Source organism: Herminiimonas sp. NPDC097707 (assembly GCF_044761395.1).
GTDB lineage: Bacteria > Pseudomonadota > Gammaproteobacteria > Burkholderiales > Burkholderiaceae_D > Oxalicibacterium.
In genome coordinates, this window is sequence record NZ_JBIWCI010000001.1 from 720,510 (window position 1) to 747,377 (window position 26,868).

The 26,868-nt window shown below is 55.5% G+C and carries 20 protein-coding genes; 9 read left to right on the forward strand and 11 right to left on the reverse strand.

Annotated features, from left to right (window positions below; translation table 11 throughout):
• Positions 1–2: 2 nt before the first annotated feature.
• The 4 genes from ACIQW9_RS03420 (at position 3) to ACIQW9_RS03435 (ending at position 3,134) form a co-directional block, all read left to right on the forward strand.
• Entirely contained in the window at positions 3–734 is a 732-nt protein-coding gene (locus ACIQW9_RS03420) for an RNA polymerase sigma factor FliA (protein WP_402332954.1), read from the forward strand.
• The gene (locus tag ACIQW9_RS03425) at positions 716–1,456 is read left to right on the forward strand and encodes a flagellar motor protein (protein WP_402332957.1); all 741 of its coding nucleotides are present in this window, start codon (positions 716–718) and stop codon (positions 1,454–1,456) included. The genes ACIQW9_RS03420 and ACIQW9_RS03425 overlap by 19 nt, the downstream gene beginning before the upstream one ends.
• 37 nt (positions 1,457–1,493) lie before the next feature.
• A complete protein-coding gene (motD, locus tag ACIQW9_RS03430; protein WP_402332959.1) occupies positions 1,494–2,279 on the forward strand; it encodes a flagellar motor protein MotD in 786 nt (261 codons plus the stop codon).
• Between the two features lie 198 nt (positions 2,280–2,477).
• Positions 2,478–3,134 carry a DUF1345 domain-containing protein gene (locus ACIQW9_RS03435; RefSeq protein ID WP_402332961.1) on the forward strand — a complete coding sequence of 219 codons (657 nt, stop codon included), beginning with the start codon at positions 2,478–2,480 and terminating at the stop codon, positions 3,132–3,134.
• Positions 3,135–3,157: 23 nt separating this feature from the next.
• Here ACIQW9_RS03435 and ACIQW9_RS03440 read toward each other — a convergent pair whose 3' ends face one another.
• The 8 genes from ACIQW9_RS03440 to dapC all read right to left on the reverse strand — a co-directional run bounded on the left by ACIQW9_RS03440 (position 3,158) and on the right by dapC (position 11,943).
• Positions 3,158–3,994, reverse strand: coding sequence for a Rossmann-like and DUF2520 domain-containing protein (locus ACIQW9_RS03440; RefSeq protein WP_402332963.1), 837 nt, complete (start codon positions 3,992–3,994; stop codon positions 3,158–3,160).
• 18 nt (positions 3,995–4,012) lie between these two features.
• Positions 4,013–5,986, reverse strand: a complete 1,974-nt coding sequence (locus tag ACIQW9_RS03445; protein WP_402332966.1) for an ATP-binding cassette domain-containing protein — start codon at positions 5,984–5,986, stop codon at positions 4,013–4,015.
• 190 nt (positions 5,987–6,176) lie between these two features.
• The gene (gene prmB, locus ACIQW9_RS03450; RefSeq protein WP_402332968.1) at positions 6,177–7,067 is read right to left on the reverse strand and encodes a 50S ribosomal protein L3 N(5)-glutamine methyltransferase; all 891 of its coding nucleotides are present in this window, start codon (positions 7,065–7,067) and stop codon (positions 6,177–6,179) included.
• A 123-nt stretch (positions 7,068–7,190) separates the two neighbouring features.
• Positions 7,191–8,318, reverse strand: a complete 1,128-nt coding sequence (gene dapE / locus ACIQW9_RS03455) for a succinyl-diaminopimelate desuccinylase (RefSeq protein ID WP_402332971.1) — start codon at positions 8,316–8,318, stop codon at positions 7,191–7,193.
• 4 nt (positions 8,319–8,322) lie between these two features.
• Complete coding sequence (locus ACIQW9_RS03460) at positions 8,323–8,676, reverse strand: ArsC family reductase (protein ID WP_402332974.1); 354 nt, start codon at positions 8,674–8,676, stop codon at positions 8,323–8,325.
• A gap of 2 nt (positions 8,677–8,678) precedes the next feature.
• Positions 8,679–9,806: a PilT/PilU family type 4a pilus ATPase gene (locus ACIQW9_RS03465; RefSeq protein WP_402332976.1), complete on the reverse strand. Its 1,128-nt coding sequence runs from the start codon at positions 9,804–9,806 to the stop codon at positions 8,679–8,681.
• Between the two features lie 69 nt (positions 9,807–9,875).
• Entirely contained in the window at positions 9,876–10,700 is an 825-nt protein-coding gene (gene dapD, locus ACIQW9_RS03470; RefSeq protein WP_402332979.1) for a 2,3,4,5-tetrahydropyridine-2,6-dicarboxylate N-succinyltransferase, read from the reverse strand.
• A gap of 28 nt (positions 10,701–10,728) precedes the next feature.
• A complete protein-coding gene (gene dapC, locus ACIQW9_RS03475) occupies positions 10,729–11,943 on the reverse strand; it encodes a succinyldiaminopimelate transaminase (protein WP_402332982.1) in 1,215 nt (404 codons plus the stop codon).
• Positions 11,944–12,210: 267 nt separating this feature from the next.
• Between dapC and smc the strand changes: the two genes are divergently transcribed.
• The 5 genes from smc (at position 12,211) to def (ending at position 20,522) form a co-directional block, all read left to right on the forward strand.
• A complete protein-coding gene (gene smc / locus ACIQW9_RS03480; protein WP_402332985.1) occupies positions 12,211–15,738 on the forward strand; it encodes a chromosome segregation protein SMC in 3,528 nt (1,175 codons plus the stop codon).
• 189 nt (positions 15,739–15,927) lie between these two features.
• Entirely contained in the window at positions 15,928–17,034 is a 1,107-nt protein-coding gene (locus ACIQW9_RS03485) for a cell division protein ZipA C-terminal FtsZ-binding domain-containing protein (protein ID WP_402332987.1), read from the forward strand.
• A 2-nt stretch (positions 17,035–17,036) separates the two neighbouring features.
• Positions 17,037–19,127 (forward strand): NAD-dependent DNA ligase LigA, encoded by a 2,091-nt coding sequence (ligA, locus tag ACIQW9_RS03490; RefSeq protein ID WP_402332990.1) that lies wholly within the window; start codon positions 17,037–17,039, stop codon positions 19,125–19,127.
• Complete coding sequence (gene galU, locus ACIQW9_RS03495; protein WP_402332993.1) at positions 19,114–19,989, forward strand: UTP--glucose-1-phosphate uridylyltransferase GalU; 876 nt, start codon at positions 19,114–19,116, stop codon at positions 19,987–19,989. Before ligA ends, galU begins: the two co-directional genes overlap by 14 nt.
• Positions 19,986–20,522: a peptide deformylase gene (def, locus tag ACIQW9_RS03500; RefSeq protein WP_402332995.1), complete on the forward strand. Its 537-nt coding sequence runs from the start codon at positions 19,986–19,988 to the stop codon at positions 20,520–20,522. Before galU ends, def begins: the two co-directional genes overlap by 4 nt.
• Before the next feature lie 82 nt (positions 20,523–20,604).
• Here the strand turns inward: def and ACIQW9_RS03505 are convergent, their stop codons facing one another.
• The 3 genes from ACIQW9_RS03505 to ACIQW9_RS03515 all read right to left on the reverse strand — a co-directional run bounded on the left by ACIQW9_RS03505 (position 20,605) and on the right by ACIQW9_RS03515 (position 26,866).
• The gene (locus ACIQW9_RS03505) at positions 20,605–23,391 is read right to left on the reverse strand and encodes an EAL domain-containing protein (RefSeq protein WP_402332998.1); all 2,787 of its coding nucleotides are present in this window, start codon (positions 23,389–23,391) and stop codon (positions 20,605–20,607) included.
• A gap of 125 nt (positions 23,392–23,516) precedes the next feature.
• Entirely contained in the window at positions 23,517–24,263 is a 747-nt protein-coding gene (locus tag ACIQW9_RS03510) for a pseudouridine synthase (RefSeq protein WP_402333001.1), read from the reverse strand.
• Positions 24,264–24,313: 50 nt separating this feature from the next.
• On the reverse strand, positions 24,314–26,866 hold the full coding sequence (locus tag ACIQW9_RS03515; protein ID WP_402333004.1) for a [protein-PII] uridylyltransferase: 2,553 nt from the start codon (positions 26,864–26,866) through the stop codon (positions 24,314–24,316).
• Between the last annotated feature and the right edge of the window lie 2 nt (positions 26,867–26,868).

A 26,868-nucleotide genomic window follows, 5' to 3' on the forward strand; every position in this document is an offset into this window, starting at 1 on the left:
CAATGTACACGGCAGATGGAAGATCGGATAGGGACCACCTGGTAAGCCAACATGCGCCGCTGGTCAAGAAACTGGCGCATCAGATGAAAGCCAAGTTGCCGCCCAGCGTGGAAGTCGACGATCTGATTCAGGCCGGCATGATAGGGCTGCTCGATGCAGTCGGCCGCTACGAAGAAACGCATGGCGCGCAATTTGAAACCTACGCAGTGCAACGCATACGCGGCGCCATGCTGGACGAATTGCGCAGCAGCGACTGGATGCCGCGCAGCATGCGTCAAAACATGCGCAAGATCGAGGTGGCGATGAACAGCTTGCAGCAAAAGCTGGGTCGCCCACCGAATGAAAGTGAAGTCGCCAAGCAGCTCAAGTTATCGCTGGCCGATTATCAGGATTTGCTCAGCGATGGCGGCGGCCACCAACTGGTCTATTACGAAGATTTTCACGATAGCGAAGACAACGAGCATTTCCTCGATCGCTATTGCACGGACGAATCGCCCGATCCCTTGCAGAATTTGATGAATACCGGTTTCCGCTCAGCGGTGATCGCTGCTATCGAAGCCTTGCCGGAGCGCGAAAAAATCCTGATGAGTCTGTACTACGAACAGGAAATGAATCTGAAGGAAATCGGCGCCGTCATGGGCGTAACCGAATCCCGTGTGTCTCAACTACATAGCCAGGCCATCGCCAGGATGCGTGCAAACTTGAGGGAGAAGGCGTGGACTGGGGTAGCTTAATTGGTATCGTGCTTGCGCTCGGCGGCATACTTGCCGGGCAAATGCTGGAAGGCGGAAAACTCGGCTCTCTGGTACAGCCGGCGGCCTTCATTATCGTCATTGTCGGCACGATAGGTGCGGTGCTGCTGCAAAGCGGCTGGCACAACTTTGCGACCGGTCTGAAAATGGCCGGCCGCGTTTTTATGCCGCAGGACGATAATTACGCGAGCCTGATGCATGACGTCACCAACTGGAGCACAGTGGCGCGCCGTGAAGGCTTGCTGAGTCTGGAGCGCATGATCAAGGATGTCCACGATCCATTCGTCGCACACGGTTTGCGTCTGATTGTCGACGGTGTCGATCCGCATAAATTGCGCGAAGTGCTGGATATGGAAATCGGCGCGTATGAAACGCAGCAACGCCTGTCGATCAAGATATGGGAAGCAGCCGGCGGTTACGCACCTACCATCGGCATTCTGGGCGCCGTTCTGGGTTTGATCCATGTGATGGAAAACCTGTCGGATCCGTCCCGTCTTGGTAGCGGTATCGCCGTGGCTTTCGTGGCGACGATTTACGGTGTCGGTTTTGCCAATCTGGTGTTCCTGCCGATTTCCAGCAAACTCAAGGCCATCGTCAATCGCGATGTCTTCAAGCATGAAATGCTGGCCGATGCATTTGCCGGCATTGCCGCTGGTGACAATCCACGCTTGATCGAAGAGCGGATGAATATCTATCTGATGTAAGGCAACTTTGCTTCCATCATCGGCAGACTGAGCACACATGGCGCGTAGAAAACACGAAGAAGAACACGAAAATCATGAGCGTTGGCTGGTGTCTTATGCCGACTTCATTACCTTGCTGTTTGCCTTTTTCGTCGTCATGTATGCAATTTCTTCGGTCAACGAAGGTAAATACCGCATCCTGTCCAACTCGCTCGGCATTGCATTCAGCGGCATCACGCCCAAAGCGCCGGCGCTGAAAGATCCGGTTGAATCGAGCGCGCCCATATTACCGCTGCCCATGCCGGTACAATCGCAATCGCAGCGCGCCAATGATGCCGCCACCAAACGCGAAAAAGCCCGCATGACCAATATCGCACGCGATATCCTGAAGGCGATGGCGCCGCTGATCAGGGAAGGCAAAGTGCGCGTGACACAAACCAATCGTGGCGTCAGCGTCGAAATCAATGCCAGCGTGCTGTTTGCACCCGGCGAAGCCAAGCTCAGTGCACAATCCGAAAAAGCCTTGCGCGCCGTGGCGGAAGTCTTGAACAAGGTCGATAACGACATTCAGGTCGAAGGCCACACCGATAATGTCCCGATCAACAATGCGATGTTCCCGTCCAACTGGGAATTGTCCGCCGTGCGCGCCAGCAGCGTGGTGCGCCTGTTTCTCGACAGCGGGATGAATGAAAAACGCCTGGTCGCGATGGGCCACGGCGCCAATCAACCGGTCGACAGTAACGAGACGATGGACGGGCGCTTGCGTAATCGTCGCGTGCAACTGATGATTCTTTCTGGCTTGCCGGATGTCGTGACTGAAGTGCCTGTCACTGCGGAAGATTGATCAAGGTTCAAAGAAACGTTCCAGGCCGAAGCCGTGTTAAAGATTGGGCTGCTTGCCTGATCTTTTATTTTCTTCGCCAAAGTGCATAAAGTATTTGCGTGAGCGTCATATGTATCGTTTGAATCGGCGGTATATTCATCGCTACAAGAAATTGCCCTGAATCGGAAATTTCCCCTGATCTTGACGGTGACTCTGTTCATGCATAAGACATCTCGCTTTGCCCATTCCCACCTGCGCCTGACATCGATCGTCTTGACCGGTCTCATCGTCGGCATCGTTACGCCTGATTCCTGGCGGCTGGTGACGCGGTTTTTGGTTGGGTGGAATGTTGCGGTATGGGCGAATCTGTTGCAGATGGGGTGGGTGATGGCCACAGCCAATCGCGCACGGGTGAGGGAAATTGCGGGGCGCGAGGATGATGGTGCAGTGACGGTGCTGGGGATTTTGTCTATCGTGGCGACCTTGAGTCTGGTTGCGATCGTCCTTGAGTTGACGTCGGCAAAAGGCCTGTCCGGTGCGTTGAAATTTTCCCATTACGTGTTTACCGGCATGACGGTATTGGGTTCCTGGCTGTTGCTGGGAGCGATTTACACCTTTCATTACGCGCGCCTGTATTACCAATCACCAGCAAATCGGAGAGCATTGCGTTTCCCGGATGCGGAGCTCAATCCGGATTATTGGGACTTTCTATATTTTTCTTTTACGATCGCCGTGGCTGCGCAGACTTCTGATGTGACGGTGATGTCTCCCGGCATGCGCAAGGCAGTGCTGGCGCAGTCGGTGCTAAGTTTTCTATTCAACGTCGCTATCATCGGTTTGTCGATCAATATCGCAGCTGGCTTGATCGGAACTTGATTTCATCGTCCTACCGACAGGTTTTATTTACTCTTGCGCCGATGTGCCAGATGCGCGGTTAATTTCCCCAGTTGTTTGTAGAGTGCGCCATAGCGCCTGTTCCACATATTGACTGTGCGATATTGGGTGAGGACAGTCGCAACATCATTACGCGCAATTGGCCCTGTCAGTGCTTGCTCGGGACCGAGCTGCAAAACATTCTCGCTTGTTTCCCTTACCAGAGCAGCCATCATTTTCAAGGCAGTGTCTTCAGGTATGCCTGCCTTGCCGTAGGTTTGCACGGCAGTGTCCAGCAGCGTTACCAGATAGTTGGAAGCGAATACCGCTGCCGCGTGATACAGAACCTTTGCATCGCGATTAATGGGGACGAACTCTGCGCCGATTGCGGTGAATGCTGCGCTCAATACCTCGATTGCGCGCTGGTCGCCTTCCACGCCGCAGTAGGTGCCGGCAAAATCTGCAACGACCTTTGCAGGTGCGGCAAAGCTGCGTATCGGGTGAATGCTGGCGACGGCTGCGCCGCGTTCGCTGGCGCTGTGCAATACGGATGAGGAAAGGGCACCGCTACAGTGGAAGACGATGCTGTTTGCCGTCAGACAGTTGGTGCGTGCCAACGCTTCGCAGCAATTGATAATGCTGTCATCGGGTGCCGCGATGAGGAAAATATCGGCAGCATGCAGATCAGCATAGTCGCTCGCGACGTGTCCGGCGCCGACGAAAGCAGCGGCATGCGTGCCGCTTTGGCTGGAAGTGTTGAGTATGTCCTGAATCCGGACAGTGTGATGCTGCACCCACAAGCGCGCCAGCGTCTGGCCGACTTTGCCGCAACCGATGATGGAGAGTGTTTTCGGCTTGCTCATGGGTGTTTATCCTGCCGGTCAGTGATTGGCTTGTTCCAGCGCTTCCTGCTGTTCCAGCCATTCCGCCTCCAGTTGCGCAACTTCTTTCGTGTAGAAAGTCTGATCTGCCAGCAACTGCTTCAATTCCTTTTTCTTGGCGGCGTCGTATATTAGGGGATCGGCAAGGGCGGTTTCCACGACAGCTTTCTGTGCATTGCGTTTGGCGATCTGCTCTTCCAGTTTTTTGATTTTGAGTTCTATCGGTTTTTTGCGCGCTGCCAGTTTTTGGCGATCTTCCGCCTCCTGTTTTTTCTGCTCACGCTTGTCTACTGATGCTGCAGCGGGTGCGGCAGGTGCGATTACGCTGGCAGATTTTTCCTTGACGGCCGGTAGTGCGGCATTGCCGGCGGCGGCGTTCTTGGTGGCCAGTTTGGTCTTGAACAGCCAATCCTTGTAATCGTCCAGATCGCCGTCGAAGGGTTGCAGTTTGCCATCGGCGACGATGATGAATTCGTCGGTGGTGGCGCGCAACAAATGCCTGTCATGTGAGACAACCATCAACGTGCCTTCGAATTGCGCCAGCGCCATCGTCAGTGCTTCGCGTGTTTCCAGATCCAGATGGTTGGTCGGCTCATCGAGCAGCAAGAGGTTGGGGCGTTGCCAGACGATCAGTGCTAGCGCGAGACGTGCTTTTTCACCGCCGGAGAACGGGGCGATCTTGCTGGTGACCATGGCGCCGTTGAAGTTGAAGCTGCCGAGGAAGTTGCGCAGCTCCTGCTCACGGACATTCGGTGCGATATGCGCCAGATGCCATAAGGGCGATTCTTCATGACGCAGCATTTCCACCTGATGCTGGGCGAAGTAGCCGATAGCCAGTCCTTTGCCGAATTCCGATACGCCGCTCAGCGGTTGCAGTTCTGCTGCGATGGTTTTGATCAGTGTCGATTTGCCGGCGCCGTTGACACCGAGCAGGCCGATGCGCTGGCCGATCTGTAATGAGAAGTTGATGCCGGAAACAATTTTCTTTTCCGTGATCGAATAATCGGTTTCATTTTCGATGCGGTAACCGGCATCGACGTTCTCCATCACCAGCAAGGGATTCGGTGCAGCAGCCGGTTCGCGGAATTCGAATGAGAATTCAGCCGCAGCACGCAAGGGAGCGAGCTCTTCCATTTTCTCCAAGGCCTTCATCCGGCTTTGCGCCTGACGCGCCTTGCTGGCTTGCGCCTTGAAGCGGTTAATGAAGGACTCCAGATGAGCGCGTTGGCGGGTTTGTTTTTCCAGCGCGCTTTGCGCCAGGATCATTTGTGCTGCACGCTGACGCTCGAAGCCGGAGTAATTGCCCGAGTAACGCTTCAATTTACGTTCGTCGATATGCACGATGACGTTGACGACGGCATCCAGGAAATCTCTATCATGAGAGATGACGAGCAAAGTGCCGGGATAACGTTTGAGCCAGTCTTCCAGCCAGATGATGGCGTCCAGATCCAGATGGTTGGTTGGTTCATCGAGCAGTAGCAGATCGGAAGGACACATCAGTGCTTGCGCCAGATTCAGGCGCATGCGCCAGCCGCCGGAGAAGCTGGCAACGGGTTGCTCCATTTGCGCCATCGTGAAGCCCAGGCCGAGCAGCAATTGTTCGCCGCGCGAGCGTACAGTGTAGGCATCGGCATCGGCCAGCGCGCTGTACAGATCGCCGATCAGCGTACCGTTGTCGGCTGTGTCCGGTTCGCTTTCGAGAAAAGCCAGTTCTTCTTCCAGGCGGCGCAAGGTCACGTCGCCGTCGATGGCGTAATCGATGGCCGAGCGTTCCAGTGGCGGTGTTTCTTGCGCGACGTAAGCGACACGCCATTTGGCCGGAAAATCGATCGTGCCGAGGTCGGCGTGCAACTCGCCGCGCAGCAGACCGAACAGACTGGATTTACCTGCACCATTGGCGCCGATCAAGCCGATTTTGTCGCCGGGATTGAGTGTGACGTCGACTTTGTCGAGCAGCGGCTTGATGCCACGCATGAGTGAAACTTGTTGAAAACGGATCATATGGTGTGTAAGCCGACAGCGCTTGCTGCCAGCTTTGCTTCTTTAATAAATGAGTTAAAAATGGCTGGCGGGAAAATGTCTTCTCGCAAGCCGAAATCGTGATCTGCAATGTGCATGCGATCGCGAGATATCGACAGCAAGATTCTGCTGTCGATCCTGAGACTTATTGCAACTGATCCGCTGTGACCAGAAACACCATGTCGTCGCCGGCACTGGTGGTGAGCCAGGTCAGGTTCAATTCCGGAAAGGCGGCTTCTGCATATACCCGTTCGTTACCGATTTCGACCATCAGCAAACCGTTAGGTGTCAGGCGTTTTGCTGCGCCGGCAACGATCTTGCGCACCAGATCCATGCCATCGTCGCCGCCCGCCAATGCTATGTGCGGCTCGCGCAGATATTCCGGCGGCAGCTTGCCCATGGACGTTGAATTGACGTAAGGCGGATTGGTGATGATCAAATCGTATTTGTTTTCCGGCACATTCGTGTACAGATCGGACTCGATCAATGTAATGCGATCCTGCAATTCGTATTCGTCCACATTGCGCCGCGCGACCGCCAGCGCATCGGCCGAGATATCGACTGCATCCACCTGCGCATTCGGGAAGGCATCGGCCAGCATGATGGGCAGGCAGCCGGAACCGGTGCACAGTTCGAGGATGTTGGTGATCTTGTCCGGATTGCTGACCCATGGCGAGAACTGATCCGGGATCAATTCTGCAATGAAGGAGCGCGGCACGATGACGCGTTCATCGACATAGAAGTGGTAACCGCCCAGCCAGCCTTCGTTGGTGATGTAGGCAGCAGGCAGGCGTTCATCGGCGCGCTGTTCGATCACGCGCAGGACGGCATCGACTTCATGCTGCAACAGATGGGCATCGAAAAACGGATCGAGCTTGTCGAGAGGCAGTTTCAGCGTGTGCAGAATCAGGTAGGCGGCTTCATCCAGTGCATTGGTGCTGCCATGCCCGAAGAACAGCTTCGCGGTATTGAAACGGGTGACTGCATAACGCAGCAGATCGCGAATGGTGGAGAGATCGTTAGGCTTGGTAGGCATGGTTCTATGCAGCAAAAAATAAAAAAGATGACGCCCGATATGCGCATGACGCTATCGGGCGGGAGTATGTCCGGCCACAAGCTGCATGTTTGCAGTGGGCCATGACATGTGTTGCCAGCTGCCTTACAGCAGCAGATTTTCCATCGTACGACGATAGATGTTCTTCAAGGGATCGATGAAACGCACTTCGATGTGTTCATCGATTTTGTGTATGCTGCCGTTCGGCGGGCCGAACTCGACGACTTGCGGGCAAATCTGCGCGATGAAACGGCCATCGGAGGTGCCGCCGGTGGTCGACAATTCTGTCGTGACGCCGGTTTCCGATTTGATTGCATCTGCCATCGCATCGCTCAAGCTGCCTTTAGGTGTCAGGAAAGGGTAGCCGCTGATCGACCATTTCAAATCGTATTCGAGGCCGTGCTTGTCGAGAATCGCATGTACGCGCTGTTGCAAACCTTCGACCGTGCTGGCTGTGCAGAAACGGAAATTGAAGTCGATCACGACATTGCCCGGAATCACATTCGAGGCGCCTGCGCCGCCGTGCATGTTCGAGACCTGCCATGAGGTTGGCAAATAATATTCATTGCCATCGTCCCACTTTTCGGCGACCAGTTCTGCCAATGAAGGTGCGCATTGGTGAATAGGATTGCGCGCCAGTTGCGGATAGGCGATGTGGCCTTGTATGCCTTTGACCGTCAATTTTCCGGACATGCTGCCGCGACGACCGTTCTTGATCGTGTCGCCCAGGACATCGGAAGAAGTCGGTTCGCCGACCACGCAGTAATCGAGTTGTTCGCCGCGTGCCTTCAATGCATTGCAGACAATCACGGTGCCATCGGTGGCCGGGCCTTCTTCATCGCTGGTGATCAGGAAGCCGATCGAGCCTTTGTGGTCCGGATGCGCGTGCACGAATTCTTCAGCCGCCACGACCATCGCAGCGATCGAGGTTTTCATGTCGGCAGCGCCGCGGCCATACAGTTTGCCGTCGCGTTGGGTCGGTACGAAGGGTGGTGAAGTCCACTGATCCAGCGGGCCGGTTGGCACTACGTCGGTATGGCCGGCGAATACCAGCAAGGGTTGAGCGCTGCCTTTGCGTGCCCACAGATTAGTCACGCCATCTGATTCTATGGTTTCGCAGACAAAACCGAGAGGCGACAATAATTCGATCAGGCGCGATTGGCAGCCTTTGTCTTCAGGGGTGACCGATGAAAGTGCAATCAGTTCTTCAGTGAGAGCGAGCGTCTTGCTCATAAAATCAATCTTGAAAAATGTGTTGATAAAGATCGGCGGAAAAGCCGACTGTCGTTTTTTCGTTCCTGATCAGCACCGGACGCTTGATGACCGATGGTGATTCCAGCATCAGTTCGGTGGCGCTGGCCGCATCGACGATAGCTGCCTTGCGTTCGTCAGGCAGCTTGCGCCAGGTTGTTCCCTTGCGATTGACCAGCACATCCCACGGCACATCGCGTAACCACGTTGCGATCAGCGCGCGCGTAATGCCGTCTTTCTTGAAATCGTGAAAGACAAAGTCGGTGCCATTGCTGCTTAACCAGGTGCGCGCTTTCTTGACCGTGTCGCAATTGGGGATGCCATACAGATTAATCGTCATGCTTACATTTTCAATGTGAATTCGGTGAAGCTCGCGCCTTGTTCTTCTTCCGGCTCTTCGACTTCAATTTTTTGTGCCGAGTTATTCAACAGCCAGAACAGATTGCTGGCCGAATCGGCGTGGGCCAGCGCTTCGTCCTGCGTCACCACGCCATCCTTGATCAGTTGCATCAATGCCTGCTCGAAGGTTTGCGAGCCTGGCGACATACTCTTTTCGATCGCTTCCTTGATCTGCGTGATCTCACCCTGTTCGATCAGTTCCGCGACGTAACGCGTATTCAGCATGATTTCGACTGCAGCGCGCCGATCTCCGTTGATGGCGCCAATCAGGCGTTGCGACACAACCGCGCGCAGGGTGGACGAAAGATCGGTCAGCAGCGACTGGCGGTTTTCAATCGGATAGAAATTGATGATCCGCGTCAAGGCCTGATAACTATTGTTCGCATGCAGTGTGGCCACGACCAGATGGCCGGACTGCGCATAGGCGAGCGCGGCCGCCATGGTTTCCTTGTCGCGAATTTCGCCGATCATGATGCAATCGGGCGCCTGTCGCAGCGCATTGCGCAAGGCGGTCGACAGGTCGGTAGAATCGCTGCCGATTTCGCGTTGATTGACCACCGATTTCTTGTTCTTGAACAGGAACTCGATCGGATCTTCCAGCGTCAGGATATGGCCGGTACGCAAGCCATTGCGATGATCGAGCATGGAAGCGATCGTCGTCGATTTGCCTGAGCCGGTAGAGCCGACGACCAGCAGCAGCCCGCGTTTTTCCATCACCAGATCTGCCAGCACGGGCGGCAGTGCCAGGCTGTTGAGCGCAGGAATCTCGCCCGGGATGTAACGCAGCACGGCCGAGATGCTGCCGCGCTGGCGAAACGCCGACAGGCGGAAACTGCCGACGCCTGCCACCGGGATACCGATGTTGAGTTCGTTATCCCGATCCAGCTCTTCCAGCTTCGCTGCCGACACGATTTCGGCCAGCAGCGACATGATGGCTTTCTGGTCCAGCTTCTGCTGGTTGATCGGCATCAAATTGCCATTGATCTTGATATGGATCGGCGAATTGACTGCGATAAACAAGTCAGATGCTGCTTTTTCCTTCATCAGGAGAAATAACCGATCCATAGCCATGAGCTAATCCTTGGTGGAAGTGAAAATGCGAAACTGCAGCTGGTTTCTGCAGTTCACCTGCGATTGCTGTTAGTCACGCAGCAGTTCGTTGATGCCGGTTTTTGCACGGGTTTTTGCATCCACGCGTTTGACGATCACCGCGCAGTACAGGCTGTACTTGCCATCAGCGGATGGCAGGTTGCCGGACACCACGACGGAGCCTGCAGGAATGCGGCCATACGTTACTTCGCCGGTAGCGCGATCGTAAATCTTGGTCGATTGGCCGATGTAGACGCCCATCGAAATAACCGAGTTTTCTTCAACGATGACGCCTTCAACGATTTCCGAACGGGCGCCGATGAAGCAGTTGTCTTCGATGATGGTTGGGTTAGCTTGCATAGGTTCCAGCACGCCGCCGATACCGACGCCGCCGGACAAGTGAACGTTCTTGCCGATCTGTGCGCAGGAGCCGACGGTTGCCCATGCATCGACCATCGAGCCTTCATCGACGTAGGCGCCGATGTTGACGAAGGAAGGCATCATGACAACGTTTTTGCCTATGAAGCTGCCGTGGCGAGCCACTGCAGGAGGAACCACGCGGAAACCGCCTTTGGCGAAATCTTCCGCCGTGTAGTTGGCGAACTTGGTTGGCACCTTGTCGTAGAACTGCATGTGCTCGCCGGATGGCATGGCGATGTTGTCTTCCAGACGGAAGGACAGCAGAACAGCTTTCTTGACCCATTGATTGACGACCCATGCGCCGCTGTCTTTTTGCGCGACGCGCAATGTGCCTTCGTTCAATTGAGCGATGACTTGTGCGACTGCATTGCGCAAATCTGCCGGCGCATTTTTAGGGGAGAAATCTGCACGGTTTTCCCATGCCTGGTCGATGATCTGTTCGAGTTGTTGTGTCATGTGAGTACTTATCGGTTAACAGAAATGATTAAGAAGCTGACTGGGATATTTTTTGGGTGAATTCAACGATGCGCTGTGCTGCTTCCAGGCATTCATCGACTTCGGCTACCAGCGCCATGCGTATGCGATTTTGCCCGGGATTGATGCCATGCGCCTCGCGGCCAAGATAACTGCCCGGCAATACCGTGACATTATATTCGGCATACAGGCGCTTCGCGAATTCGATATCGCCAATGGCAGCCAGCTTGTCGACTTTGGCCCACAGGTAGAAGCCGGCGTCCGGTAGCGATACATCCATCACTTCCTGCAGCAGCGGCGTAACCTGATTGAATTTCTGGATGTATTTTTCGCGATTGTCGATCACGTGCTGTTCATCGTTCCAGGCGGCAATTGACGCGCTTTGCACGGATGGGCTCATTGCGCTGCCGTGGTAGGTGCGGTACAGCAGAAATTTTTTGAGAATTTCTGCATCGCCGGCGACGAAACCCGAGCGCATGCCCGGCACATTGGAGCGTTTCGACAGGCTGGAAAAACCGATCAGGCGCGGATAGCCCTTGCGTCCCAGCTTGTGTGCGGCTTCCAGCCCGCCCAGCGGCGCTTCTGCCTTGAAGTAAATTTCAGAATAGCATTCATCGGCCGCGATCACGAAATTGTAGCGATCGGACAAGGCAAACAGTTCAGCCCAGTCATCCAGCGTCAATACGGCGCCAGCCGGATTGCCCGGCGAACAGACGTAGACCAGTTGCACGCGCGACCATACTTCATGTGTGATGGCTGCAAAATCAGGCGCAAAGTTGCGCGCCGGATCGCAATTGACAAAATAAGGCTGGGCGCCGGCCAGGTAAGCGGCACCTTCGTAAATTTGATACAGCGGATTCGGGCATACAACCAGCGCATGCTGGCTTGGATCGATGACGGTTTGCGCCAGTGCAAACAAGGCTTCACGCGAACCGTTGACCGGCAGAACTTGCGTGGCCGGGTCCAGTTTGGGCAAGTTGTAACGACGCTCCAGCCAGCCCGCGATAGTGGCACGCAAGGCATCCGTTCCGGCCGTAGTCGGATAGGTCGCCAAACCATCCAGATTGTCGGCCAGCGCTTTTTGTATAAAAGCCGGCGTTGGATGCTTGGGTTCGCCTATGCCGAGACTGATGGGGCGATAAGCAGCGTTCGGCGTCACACCGGCAAACAGTTGCTTGAGTTTCTCGAAGGGGTAAGGTTGCAGCTGGTTCAGAAGTGGATTCACGGCAGAGGGCGGAAAAGAGGCAATCAGTGTTAACAGTGAGATGTCAATTGACGCAAGGTTCAAAGTGGCAACATTATACCGCCCATGCGGCTGTAACCGTAGCGCGCTTTATGTCAGGCATCAGGACTTGCGGAAGGTCTTGTTTCAAATGCGAGTAAACGTTATTGCAAATGCTATGATTACCCCCTTTTGCGGGCTGTTTCGCCGCATCCGCCAACTCGGTCGGATACTTAATTTCTGTTGTATATCCTGGGAACGGTTGATAACGTGCGTTTAACTTCCATTAAATTATCTGGATTCAAGTCTTTCGTCGATCCAACGAACTTTCAGGTGCCAGGCCAGTTGGTAGGGGTCGTCGGCCCTAATGGTTGCGGAAAATCCAATATTATCGATGCTGTGCGCTGGGTTTTGGGTGAATCCAAGGCTTCCGAGTTGCGCGGCGAGTCGATGCAGGACGTTATTTTCAACGGCACCAATACCCGCAAGCCGGCTGGCCGCTCATCAGTCGAACTGGTATTCGATAACGGCGAAGGCAAAGCTGCCGGCCAGTGGGGCCAGTACGCAGAGATCGCCGTCAAGCGCACGCTGACGCGTGACGGCACCTCGACTTATTACATCAATAATCAGGCAGTACGCCGTCGCGATATTCAAGACATCTTCCTCGGTACAGGTTTGGGCCCGCGCGCTTACGCGATCATCGGGCAGGGCATGATTTCGCGCATCATCGAAGCGCGGCCGGAAGAACTGCGTATTTTTCTGGAAGAAGCTGCGGGCGTATCGAAGTACAAGGAACGTCGCCGCGAAACTGAAAATCGCCTGCACGACACCCGTGAAAATCTGCTGCGCGTTGAAGACATCCTGCGCGAGCTGAATGCCAATCTGGAAAAGCTGCAAAGCCAGGCCGCCGTCGCGCAAAAATTCCACGAACTGCAGGCCGATCAGGACGAGAAGCAAAAACTGCTGTGGCTGCTGCGCAAAAATGAAGCGAAAGCCGAGCAGGACAAGCATTTTCGCGACATCGAAAAAGCGCAAGTCGATCTGGAAGAACAGACCGCCAAGTTGCGCCACGTCGAAACTGAACTCGAGCATATGCGTCAGGCGCATTACGGCGCCGGCGATCGCATGCATCAGGCGCAAGGACATCTGTATCAAACCAATTCCGAAATCGGCAGCCTGGAAGCGCAAATCAAGTTCGTCATCGAATCGCGCAGCCGTTTGCAATCGCAACTCAATTCGCTGACCGCACAGCGAGATCAATGGCAACGCCAGGGCACGCAATATCAGGACGATCTGGTCGAAGCCGAAATGCATCTGGAAGAGCAGGCCATGCGCGTCGAGCAGGCGCAGGAAACCGCGCATCGTGAAAACGACAGGTTGCCGGCGCTGGAGCAGGCATGGCGCGAATCGCAATTGAAAACGACTGAGTCGCGCGGCAAGATCATGCAGGCGCAGCAGCAGATCGAGCTTGAATCGGCGCATCAACGCAACGCTTCCAATATCCTGTCTGGTTTGACCGTACGTCGCGAACGTTTGCAGCAGGAAAAGCAGGGCTTGAATCTGCCCGATAGTACGCATCTGTCCAACCTGAAGATGCAACTGGAAGAAAAACAGGCGACGCTGGAAGAGGCGACCGAACAACTGGAAATCGCGCAGGAACAATTGCCGAAGCTGGAAGAGGAACGTCGCAGCACCCAGCAGCAGGTCAATACGGAAACCGCCAACAACGCACAGCTGGAAGCACGCCTGGCGGCACTGAAGCAGTTGCAGGAAAACGTGCAGGCGCAAGGCAAGGTTCAACCATGGCTGCAAAAACATGAACTGAGCGAATTGCCGCGTTTGTGGCAAAAACTGAATATCGATCAGGGTTGGGAAACCGCGCTGGAATCGGTCTTGCGCGAGCGCACATCGGCGCTGGAAATGTCGAATCTCGATTGGGCAAAAGCCTTCTTCAACGATGCGCCGCCGGCCAAGCTGGCCTTGTTCACGCCGAATGCCATACCGTCTGAAGCGAGCCCGACGCAAACCGGCCTCAAACCTTTCCTGAGCTTGCTGCAATTGAACGATCCGGGCCTGCGCGCCTTGATGCAGGATTGGCTACACAACGTCTATGTTGCAGACGATATCGCCGCTGCTTTCGTCGATCGCAATAAATTGCCTAACGGCGCTTATTTCGTGACCAAGCAAGGTCATGTGATCAGCAAATCGAGCGTGCGTTTTTATGCATCCGATTCTGAGCAGGACGGCATGCTGGCACGCCAGCAGGAAATCGAAAACATCACCAAGCAACTGCGTGCGCAGCACATGCTGGCCGATGAAGCAAAATCGCGTTCGGTGCGTGCAGAATCTGCACTGACGCAAGCGACGCAACGCCTGCAGGAAATTCGCCAGCGCGTGAATACGCTGACGCAAACGGTGCATGGTTTGCAAATCGATGTCATGAAGTTGTCGGAAGTGCAGGAACGCTTCAACCAGCGCAGCACGCAGATTGCGACCGACCTGGAAGAAATCGCGATGCAGGAAGCCGAGCAACAGCAAGTCAAGGCCGAGTCGGAAGCCAAGTTCGAACAACTTGACGGCGAGCTGGGTGAGCTACAGGAAAAACACGAAGAAGGACAGACCGCATATCTGGCGAAAGAACAGCAGCTCAACGATGCACGGCAACGGGTGCGTGAGCTGGAACGCGGCGCACAGGAAGCGGAATACGCAGAGAAATCACAGCGCAGCAAGATCGAAGAATTGAAACGCAGCATCGCCACCGCACTGGAACAGGCAGCGCAATTATTTGCCAATATGCAGCAAGGCAGCCTGGAACTGGAAAGCCTGGATGATCAGGCGGCACAGGCCGGTCTGCAAACCTTGCTCGACAAACGCACAGATCAGGAACGTGCGCTGGCCGATGCGCGCCATGAACTCGATCAACTGACACAGCAATTGCGCGGTCATGACGAAGCGCGCATGCAGGCTGAACGCAGCCTGCAGCCGCAGCGTGATCGCATCACCGAATTGCAGTTGAAAGAACAGGCGGCGCGCCTGAATCAGGAACAGTACGCACAGCAACTGATCGAAGCGCAAGCCGATGAAGCGGCGCTGATGGAAAAACTCAACGGCGACCTGCGTCCGTCTTACCTGCAAGGTGAAGTCACGCGTCTGACGAATGCAATCGCGGCTCTGGGCGCAGTCAATCTGGCCGCATTGGACGAGCTGGCGACGGCATCGGAACGCAAGAACTTCCTCGATGCGCAAAATGCAGATCTGACCGAAGCAATCAATACGCTGCAGGATGCGATTCACAAGATCGACAAGGAAACGCGCGATCTGTTGCAGGACACCTTCGACAAGGTCAATCATCATTTCGGCGAGCTGTTCCCGATACTGTTCGGCGGCGGCCAGGCCAAACTGATGATGACTGGCGAAGAAATTCTGGATTCCGGCGTGCAGGTGATGGCGCAACCTCCGGGCAAGAAAAATGCCACGATTCATCTGTTGTCAGGCGGCGAAAAAGCATTGACGGCAACGGCGCTGGTGTTCTCGATGTTCCAGTTGAATCCGGCACCGTTCTGTCTGCTCGATGAAGTTGATGCGCCGCTGGATGATGCCAATACAGAACGTTTCTGCAATATGGTCAAACGCATGTCGGCGCATACGCAGTTCCTGTTTATTTCGCATAATAAAATTGCGATGGAAATGGCGCAGCAGCTGATCGGTGTGACGATGCAGGAGCAGGGCGTATCGCGGATTGTGGCGGTGGATATGGAGTCCGCTACAAGTTTCGCGGCGGAAGCGCAGACCGTCTAGCGTTGGCTGTACAGAATGGGTAATACTTAACTTGAACACGGCTTGTGCGGTATCCTGAACGCGCGTTGTTTTCGCGGATAACTGCATGACCATAGAACCTTGGATTTTTATGAAACTATCCGTTTTTTTACATTTTGTCCCTTGCATGTTTAGTACGGTGCAGAGTGACTTTTCCTCTCCGGGTGCAGCATGACCGATTTGCAGGCTAGCCTGATTGTTATTGGCGGCGCGATTGTCGTCGCTGTCATTTCCTACAATAAATGGCAGGAATACAAGGCCAAGAAAAGCGTGGAGCGCGCTTTTTCTTCCTCGCATGACGATGTGTTGATGGCATCCGGCGACGAGGCAATTGCCACGCCAGTTTATGCAGATCGACTTGAGCCTACCCTTTCTGGCGGCGATGGCAACGAGGAATCTTTTGTCCGCGCCGAATCGACAGAGTCGCAGGATCTTGACGCTCAACACGATGCGCCGGTCGATATGATGCCGCCCGCTGAAGAAAAGGAATTGCCGGTCGATTACCTGATCGATTGCACGATACCGCTGGCCTTGACTACGCAATTGCGCGGCGAAAAAATTCTGTCTGCATTGCAATCCTTGCGCCATGTCGGCAGCAAGCCGGTGCATTTTGCCGGTCAGCATATCGATGGCGGCTGGGAAGCGATTACGCATGGCGGCATCTACAAGTCGCTGATGGCCGGTGTGCAACTGGCCAATCGCAGCAATGCGCTGAATGAACTGGAATATTCCGAATTCGTCATGCGTCTGCGCCAGATTGCCGACGACTTCGATGCCGATCCCGATGTCCCGGATATGGCGGAAGTCATGGTGACGGCGCGTTCCCTGCATCATTTCGTCACTGAATACGATGCCAAGCTGAGCGTGAACGTGCAATCCAATGGCGCGCCGTGGTCGGTGACGACCTTGCTGGCGGCACTGGAGCGGCAAGGTTTCGATGTGCGGCCGGAAGGCCGTTTGGTGATGCCGGACGGCGACGGCGGCGTGCTGTTTTCACTGTCCACCAATGTCACATTGGCGGAAGACACCACCAGTCGTTTAACGCTGCTGCTGGATGTGCCGGTGGTGGCGCCTGAGCGTGATGGTTTCGGTGCAATGATTGCCTGCGCGCGTTCGCTGTCATCGCGGCTGGATGGCACTGTAGTCGACGACAGCAACCAGCCTTTGTCGGATGCTTCCCTGAATGAAATCGGCGGTCAGATCGAAATCTTCTACGCCGACATGGAAGCAGCAGATATTCCTGCAGGTTCCAACCGGGCCCTGCGTTTGTTTAACTGATTATGCAGCCGGACCTGTTTTCCACGGCATCGAAACAAAGTGCCGCTACGCAGCCGAAAGAAATTCCGGATGCCAGCAATCCGCCTGCACGGGCCGCATGGTTGCGCAGTGAGCTGAATCGCCATAATTACGCCTACCACGTGCTCGACAATCCTTCGGTTCCCGATGCCGAATACGACCAGCTGTTTCGCGAGCTGCAAGCACTAGAGAGCGCACATCCTGAATTACTGGTTTCTGATTCGCCGACGCAACGTGTCGGCGCGTTGGCACTGTCGGCTTTCCCTCCGGTCACGCATTCAGTGCCTATGCTGTCGTTGGGCAACGGCTTTGAAGACGACGATGTGCTTGCCTTCGACAAGCGCGTCAGCGAGGGTTTGAATAGCCAGGAAGAAGTCGAATACGCGACCGAACTGAAGTTCGACGGCCTGGCCATCAATCTGCGTTACGAAGATGGTGTACTGGTGCAGGCGGCAACGCGAGGTGATGGCGCGACCGGTGAAAATGTGACGGCCAATATACGCACCGTACGCGAAATTCCGCTGCGTCTGCATACGAACAATCCGCCCAGGGTGCTGGATGTGCGTGGCGAGGTCATGATGTACAAGGCCGATCTGGCGAAACTGAATGCACGCCAGCGCGACGCCGGCGCAAAAGAGTTTGCCAATCCACGCAATGCAGCGGCCGGCAGCTTGCGCCAGCTCGATTCACGCATTACCGCACAGCGCAGCTTGCGCTTTTTTGCTTACGGCATCGGCTTGCTGGAAGGCGCCGACATGCCGGCATCGCATTCCGCCTTGCTCGACTGGTATGCGGAACTCGGGATTCCGGTGTGCGACGAGCGTGCAGTAGTCAGGGGCGCGCAGGGTCTGCTTGAATTTTATAAAACCACGGGTGAAAAGCGCCCGCAATTGCCGTACGAAATTGACGGCGTGGTGTACAAGGTTAATCGTGTTGATCAGCAACAGCAGCTCGGTTTCGTTTCGCGTGCACCGCGCTTTGCCATCGCGCATAAATTCCCGGCAGAAGAAGCTCTGACGACAGTACAGGATATCGAAGTGCAGGTTGGTCGTACCGGTGCGATTACGCCGGTGGCGCGCCTCGCGCCCGTATTGGTCGGCGGCGTCACCGTGACCAATGCAACGCTGCATAATGAAGATGAAGTACGGCGCAAGGATATCCAGATCGGCGACACGGTGATCGTGCGCCGTGCCGGCGATGTGATTCCGGAAGTGGTGGCGTTTGTGCCGGAACGTCGGCCTGCCAGCGCACGACCGTTCATCATGCCTTCAAGCTGTCCGGTGTGCGGTTCGCCTATCGTGCGGCTGGAAGATGAAGCGATTGCGCGCTGCTCCGGCGGCTGGGTCAAGTGTGCGGCGCAGCGCAAGGGCGGCTTGCTGCATTTCGTCTCGCGTCGCGCGATGGATGTGGAAGGCCTGGGCGATCAACTGGTGGAACAGCTGGTCGACAAGCACATCATCACGACGGCCGCCGATTTGTACAAGCTGGGTTTTCGTGCGCTGGCTGAACTTGAGCGGATGGCAGATAAGTCGGCGCAGAACGTGCTGGATGCACTGGAAAAATCGAAATCGACGACATTGGCGCGCTTTATTTATGCACTGGGTATTCGCCATGTAGGGGAAGCGACGGCCAAGGAGCTGGCGCGTCATTTCGGCAATCTGGATGCCTTGCTGCAGGCATCGGAAGAACAATTGCTGGAGGTGGCAGATATCGGTCCGGTGGTGGCAAAATCCATCATGACTTTTCTGGCCGATCCGCTGAATACCGAATTGATTGAACAATTACAGGCTGCAGGTGTCAGATGGCCCGAACATATTGTCGAGAACAAGCCCAAGCCTTTGGCTGGTAAAACTTTTGTGTTGACCGGTACCTTGCCGACTTTGAGTCGTGATGCTGCGGCTGAAAAAATCGAGGCAGCAGGCGGCAAGGTCGCTGGTTCGGTTTCCAAAAAAACCAGTTATGTCGTTGCCGGCGCGGAAGCGGGCAGCAAGCTGGCCAAGGCAGAAGAGTTGGGCCTGACAATATTGGACGAAGCCGGATTACTTCAATTACTGGATACCAATGAACAAGATTAGAAAAGCCGTTTTCCCTGTTGCCGGTCTGGGCAGTCGTTTTTTACCTGCTACCAAGGCGCAGCCGAAAGAGATGCTGCCGATAGTGGACAAGCCCCTGATCCAGTACGCGGTGGAAGAAGCCGTCGCCGCCGGCATCACGGAAATGGTCTTCATTACCGGCCGCAACAAGCGTGCAATTGAAGATCACTTCGACACTGCATACGAACTGGAAAGCGAACTGGAAGCAGCGGGTAAAACCGCACTGCTGGAGTTTGTACAGAATGTGATTCCCAAGCATGTGAATTGCATTTACATCCGTCAATCTGCACCGCTGGGTCTGGGCCATGCAGTGCTGTGCGCGCGCCCGGTGGTTGGCAACGAACCGTTTGCGGTATTGCTGGCGGATGACTTCATGGATACGCCGGTCGGGACGGCGCCGGTGCTGGCGCAGATGGTTGAAATTTTCGAACGTGAAGGCAGCAGCATTCTTGCCGTGCAGGATGTGCCGCGCGCAGAAACCAGGCAATACGGTATCGTCAGCGCGACGCCGTATCAGGACAGGCTGGAACAGGTCGATGCGATCGTCGAAAAGCCGCAACCGGAAGATGCACCCTCGACGCTGGCGGTGGTCGGGCGTTACATCCTGAGCGGCAGGATATTCGATTACCTGGAAAATGTGAGTCAGGGCGCCGGCGGTGAAATACAGTTGACCGACGGCATTGCGGCGCTGATGCGCGATCAAAAGGTGCTGGCTTACCGTTATGAAGGTCAGCGTTATGATTGTGGTTCCAAGCTGGGTTATCTGAAGGCGATGGTGGCCATGGGGCGCAAGCATCCGGAAACCGGCGCCGCCTTTACAGAATATTTGAAGACACTGAAATGACGGTAAGAGAAATCCTGAAGATGGGCGATCCGCGCTTGCTGCGGGTAGCGGAACCGGTGAAGGAATTCAATACGCCGGAACTCAATGCGCTGATTGCCGATATGTTCGACACCATGCATGCGGCCAATGGCGCAGGCTTGGCTGCACCCCAGATCGGGGTGAATCTGCGTCTGGTGATTTACGGTTTCAAGCAAAATACGCGCTATCCAGATGCACCGCCGGTGCCTGAAACGGTATTGATCAATCCGAAGTTGAGACCGCTTTCATCCGAGCGGGAAGAAGGTTGGGAAGGCTGCCTGTCCGTGCCCGGTTTGCGCGGCGTGGTGCCGCGTTTCAGTTCGCTGCATTATGAAGGTTTCGATCAGTTCGGCAAGGTAATCAGTCGCGATGTCGACGGTTTCCATGCACGCGTGGTGCAGCATGAATGCGATCATCTGGATGGCATCCTGTATCCGATGCGCATCGAGGATTTCAGTCAATTCGGCTATGTCGATGTACTGTTCCCTGAAATGGATCCGAACGAAGACGACTGATCTGCGGGCGTCTTGTCCGGATTTTCATGCGCGTCGTTGCTGCCGTATATTTTCCCGCAGTATTTCCAGTATCTGCAGCGTGTCACGCTGCAGATACGCCCAGAATAAAAGCCTCGAATTCTGCTGCCGGCAAAGGCTTGCTGTAATGATAGCCTTGCGCCTCGTGGCATCCTTCCTCGCGTAGAAAAGCCAGTTGCTCTACCGTTTCAACGCCTTCCGCGATGGTTTGCAAACCGAGGTTTTTTGCCATGCCGATGATGGCGCTGACGATGGCCTTGTCTTCCGCATCGGTGCTGATATCGCGCACGAAGGATTGGTCTATCTTCAGCTTGTAGACCTTGAACTGCTTCAGGCAACTGAGTGAAGAATAACCGGTACCGAAATCATCTATCGACATGCGTACGCCGCGCTCGTGCAAGCTGTTCATCATTGCGATGGCGCCTTGCGGGTCGTGCATCGCCACGCCTTCAGTCAGTTCCAGCTCCAGATATTGCGGTGGAAAATCTTCCTCCTTCAGGATGCGCATGACCAGGTTGGGCAGGCCCGCGTGGCGAAATTGCACGGCGGACAGATTGACCGCCATGATCAACTTATCCAGACCGCGTTGATGCCATTTTTTCGCCTGAGCAACGGCAACGCGCAGTACCCATTCGCCGATTTGCAGAATCAGGCCGCTTTCTTCCGCGATCGGAATGAATTCGGCAGGCGAAATATTTCCCATTTCCGGATGATGCCAGCGCAACAAGGCTTCGGCACCGATTACGTCGCCGTTAATTAACGATATTTGCGGCTGGTAATGCACGTGCAGTTGTTCATGCGCGATCGCCTGCCGCAAGGCATTGAGTACTTGCAGGTAGCGTGTCGAATACGCCTGCATTTCCTGTGTGAACGAACGATAACCGTTGCGGCCTTCCTGTTTGGCGCGATACATGGCGACGTCTGCATTTTTGCACAGCGTTTCAAAATCCATGCCGTCTGCCGGATACACTGCAATGCCGATCGAGGCCATCACGTTGAGTTCGTGCGACCCTATGCGATAGGGTTCGTTGATGGCACGCATCAGCTCCTGCGCTATTTTTTTCGCGCTTTCACGATTGGCGCCGGGCAGCAGCAGGACGAACTCGTCGCCCCCCAGACGCGACAGTGTGTCGTCCCGACGCAGTACAGCGCGCAGGCGTTGCGCCAGTTCGACCAGCAAAGTGTCACCGAGATTGTGGCCGAGCGTGTCGTTGATGTTTTTGAAGTGATCGAGGTCGAGAAACATCACTGCCAGCGTAGCCTGATCCTGTTCCGCCAGCCGCAATGCACGTTGTGCACGCTCGTCGAGCAGCGCGCGATTGGGCAGGCCGGTGAGTACGTCGAAATGCGCCAGCGATTCTATGCGCGCCTGTGCATTTTTCTGGTTGGTGATGTCTTCCTCGATCGCCAGGTAATGCGTGATGCGGCCATCGGCTTCACGTACCGGCGAGACGCGCACCAGATCGATGCGTTCTTCGCCATTGTGGCGACGATTGATGAACTCGCCCTGCCAGCTTTCACCGCGTCCCAGATGCGCCCACATATCGGCATAGGTGGCGCGCGATGTTTTGCCGCTTTTATGCATGTTGGGCTTCTTGCCGATGATGTCGTGCAGCGCATAGCCGGTGTTGGTGCTGAACGTCGTGTTGGCGTACTCGATGGTGCCGTTCAGATCGGTAATGATAATGGCATTCGGACTTTGCTCGACCGCTTGCGACAGCTTGCGCATGAGAGCTTCCGATTGCTTGCGTTCAATCGCAATGGCGAGGAAATGAGCCGCGGTTTCCAGCAGTTGCAGATCCGGCTGGTCCGGATGGAAGGGGGTGCGATGGTAAGCGGTAAACGCTCCCAGTACCTGCGTGCCGGCGGAAAAAATCGGTTCGGAGCAGGACGCGCCCAAGCCCATCTCCTTCGCTTGTTGCCGGAATTTTCCCCAGTTCGGATCGTTGGCAATATCGACGGCGATGGTACGCACGCCGTTGATGACCGCATTGATGCAACCGCCATCAGGGCTGAGCGGCATGCGGTCCAGCGTCGTGATGTAGGAGGTGGGTAGATTGGGTGCGGCACCCAGCAGCAGTTGTTTGTTTTCCTTGTCGTGCAGCATGATGGAACACATGCTGCCAGGGAGGAGTTGCTCGAACTGAAGTACGACATTGAGCAGAATTTCTTGCAGCGGCAGTTCGCTGGTAATCAGCTCCAGCATGAAAACGCGCAAGGTTTTCATCTTCAGCGACTGCCGTCGTTCGGATTCAAGTTCGAAGCGGGCGAGTGCATGATCGATGTCGATTGCCAGTTCGCAGAGCAGGTTTTGCGCGATGTCATCGAAGGCATGGACTGCATCGGCGTACACATTCAGGGTGCCGATTACCTCGCCATTTTTGTGCAGCGGTAGTGCCGCGCAGGCCTGCCAGCCGAAACGGGAGGCCAGGCTGCGCCAGGGCAGTGTGACGGGATCCTGTTGGAAATCCTGGCACCAGAAGGGCTGGTTTTCGCGAAAGGCGATACCGCTCGGGCCATGTCCGTGCGATGAATTTTCTTCTACAGAGATGTGCAGGAGCTTCAGATATTCGGTGCCGCTGCCGTAACAGGTGACGGGAATCAAGTTCTGTCGGTCGTCATCGAGCAACGTGATGAATGCCATCTTTGTGCAACCGAAATCGACGACGTTGCGGCAGATCTGCGCAAACAGTTCGCTTTCGCTTTCGCTGCGTATGATCGCCTGATTGCATCGCATCAGCGATTTGTAGAGCTGGTTGAGGCGCCGGTTTCTCGCGTTGCGTTCTGTGTCCTGCACCTCTTGTTCGATTGGCGCAGCCGGGGGCGGACGGCCGATGATGTCGTTTTTCATTTGCAGACTGGAGTAAGGGGTGGCAGGCCGCCTTTGGACGGATCGCGGGACGATAAGCTAGGATGGTAGCGATTTACAGCAAGTAAATATTGATCCAGAGCAAAACTTCCTTGGAAATCAAGCTCTCAGAACTGCTCGCCTTCTGTCAGATAGCGCCACTCGCCGACCGGCAAATCACCCAGTTTGACGCGGCCTATGCGTACCCGCTTCAAGCCCACCACCTTCAATCCGACGATGTCGCACATGCGGCGGATCTGGCGTTTTTTACCTTCACGCAAAATGAAGCTCAACTGATCTTCGTTTTGCCATTTGACCTGGGCGGGCAGCAGTTTTTTTCCGTCCAGCATCAAACCGTGATTCAGCCGTTGCAGATCCGCCTCGGGCAGTTTTCCCGGCTTGATATATTGCACGCGTACCAGATACTCTTTTTCTACGCTGCTGTTTTCGCCGATCAGATGCTTGGCAATGCGCCCATCCTGCGTCAGCACCAGCAAGCCGACCGAGTCGATATCCAGACGTCCGGCCGGGACCAGGCTGCGCAATTGCGTTGGATGGAATTGCGTAGGCGAGGCGTCTTCTTTCCAGCGACTTTCCGCCTTGACCAGTGCGACTGCCGGTTTGTAGCCATCTTCGGCCTGGCCGCTGACGTAACCCATGGGTTTGTTGATCAGGATGGTGACGCGCTTGGATTGCTCGGCAGCAGCCTGGCGCTCGACGGTGACGCGTTGCGTCGGCAAGATCTTGGTGCCGAGCTCGGACACCACCTTGCCATCGACGCGCACCCAGCCGCGGGCTATCCATTCATCGGCTTCACGGCGTGAACACAGGCCCAGTTCGGACATGCGTTTGGAAAGGCGTAGCGGTTCGGTCATGTTGGTACAGTAATAGTAATTAAAAAGCAGGTTGAAGAATGATGCGGCTATCAAGCCCGCAAGGTGTCGAGCAGATCGGTCTCCAGCTGGATCTGGCTGCGCGGATTGTCCAGCACCGGGCCATCGATCAGGAATACGTCTTCCACGCGTTCGCCCAGCGTCATGATCTTGGCGGTATGCAGATTGACCTTGTACTTCGCAAGCACATTGGCGATCGAGTACAGCAAGCCGTTTCTATCGTTGGCGGAGACCGTCAGCAGATAATAGCGGCCGCGTTCGTCCGGCCGCAAATCAACGGTCGGCGTGGCCGGAAAATTGCGGCACAGCCGCGACAGACGGCCCTTGCTGGGCGCGGGCAGGGCGGTTTGCGCCGTCAATGTTTCGGCCAGTTCGTGTTCGATCAGGCTGATCAGGTCGCGATAATTATCAGCGAACGCCGGTTCCGTAATCAGGAAGGTATCCAGCGCGTAACCATGCTTGGTGGTGTGAATCTTGGCATCGAGAATGCTGAAATTCTTGTGATCGAAATAGCTGCAGATGCGTGCGAACAGATCGGGCTGATCCTTCACGTAGACGGTCACCTGCAAGCCTTCGCCTATCGGCGCCAGCCGGCATTTGACGACCGGCACCGGGCTATCCGTTTTTTCATACAGTACGCGCGTCTGCCATGCAATCTCGTCTGCATCGTGACGCAGGAAGTACACGACGTCGAGTTGCTGCCAGAGTTTTTCATGATCCTTGTCCGACAGGCCGAACAGACGCAGGGTTTTCAGCGCTTCTTCCTGCCGGTTTTTCAGTTCGCGATCGGCCGATGGCGCGTCGCCGTCGAACACGCGCGAGGTCATGTGGTAGAGATCTTCCAGCAGCTTGCCTTTCCATGCATTCCATACTTTAGGACTGGTGCCGCGTATGTCGGCCACCGTTAATAAGTACAGTGCAGTCAAATGCCGTTCATCCTTGACCATTCGGGCGAAATCGGCGATGACGTCGGGGTCGGATAAATCCTGTTTCTGTGCAAACTGCGACATCATCAAATGATGTTCAACCAGGAATACCACCAGCTCGGTGTCTTCTTCCGATAAACCGTGATCGACGCAAAAGACACGCGCGTCTTCCATCCCCAATTGCGAATGATCGCCGCCGCGGCCTTTGGCGATATCGTGAAACAGTGCAGCGATATACAGTAGCCACGGTTGTGAAAAATTGGCGGCGAGCTGGCTGCAAAACGGATATTCGTGCGCATGCTGGCTGAGGAAAAAGCGGCGCACATTGCGCACCACCATCATGATGTGCTGATCTACCGTATAGACGTGAAACAGATCGTGCTGCATCTGGCCGACGATCTTGCGGAAGTTCGGCAGATAGCGTCCGATCACGCTGGTCTCGTTCATGCGGCGCAGCGCATGGGTGATCCCTTGCGGGGCCTGCAGAATTTTCATGAAGAGTGCGCGATTGACCGGATCGCGGCGGAATTTGTTGTCGATCTTGAAGCGTGCATTCCACAGCGAGCGGAAAGTCCGTGCGGTCATGCCCTTGAGTTCCGGGTGCAGGGACAGCAGCAGGAAGACTTCCAGCATGGCCGATGGCGTGGCATCGAAAGTATGATCGTCGGCAATGTCGATGAAGCCGTTGATTTCATTGAAGCGTTCGTTGATCGCGACCGGCGACGTCATCTGCGGGAACAACTGCGCCTCAATGTTTTGCAGCAGGATGGCGTTGAGCTGCGTGACAGCCTTGGCTGCCAGGTAGTAACGCTGCATCAGATATTCGCTGGCGCGCCGGGCATCGGTAGACTTGAATCCTATCGATTCGGCGATGGCAGTCTGGATGTCGAATACCAGTCTGTCCTCGTGCCGGTTGGCGATGATGTGCAGGCGGATGCGCACTTCCTTCAGTGAGCGTTCTTTCTGCTTCAACTGACGCGCTTCAGTCGGCGTGATCAGGCCGCGTTCGGCCAGCTTGGGCCAGGAGTCGCCAAGACCCGCAGCCTTTGCCACCCACAGGATGACTTGCAGATCGCGCAGGCCGCCCGGGCTTTCCTTGCAGTTCGGCTCCAGGCTGTATGGCGTATCTTCGTATTTGGCATGGCGCTGACGCAGTTCCAGCGTCTTGGCCTGAAAGAATGCCTGCGGGTCCATTGCGGCGTCGCAACGTTCCTTGAGCAGTTGAAACTGCGCGCTGTCGCCCATGATCAATCTGGCTTCCAGCAGGCTGGTTTGCACGGTGATGTCGGCTGCCGCTTCGGACAGGCATTCGTCGATAGTGCGTATGCTGTGGCCGATTTCCAGCCCCAGATCCCAGAACAGCTGGATCAGTTCTTCCAGCTTGGCCTGCAGCGCCGCATCGGGGTGCTCGTGCAGCAGAATCAGCACATCCACGTCGGAATAGGGGAACAATTCGCCGCGCCCGTAACCGCCGACGGCGATCAGTGCGGCTGTCGGCGGTAGTTCAAAACTCGCCCACGCCTGCGACAACGCGGCATCGACCTTGTTTTTCAGTTGCGTCAGCAGTTGCTCGGCCTTGCCGTCTACAAGAAAGCGGTCTATGACTGTTTGCCGTTCGGCTTTGAGTTGTTCTTTCAGTGCAAGGGCAAGAGACGGCATGG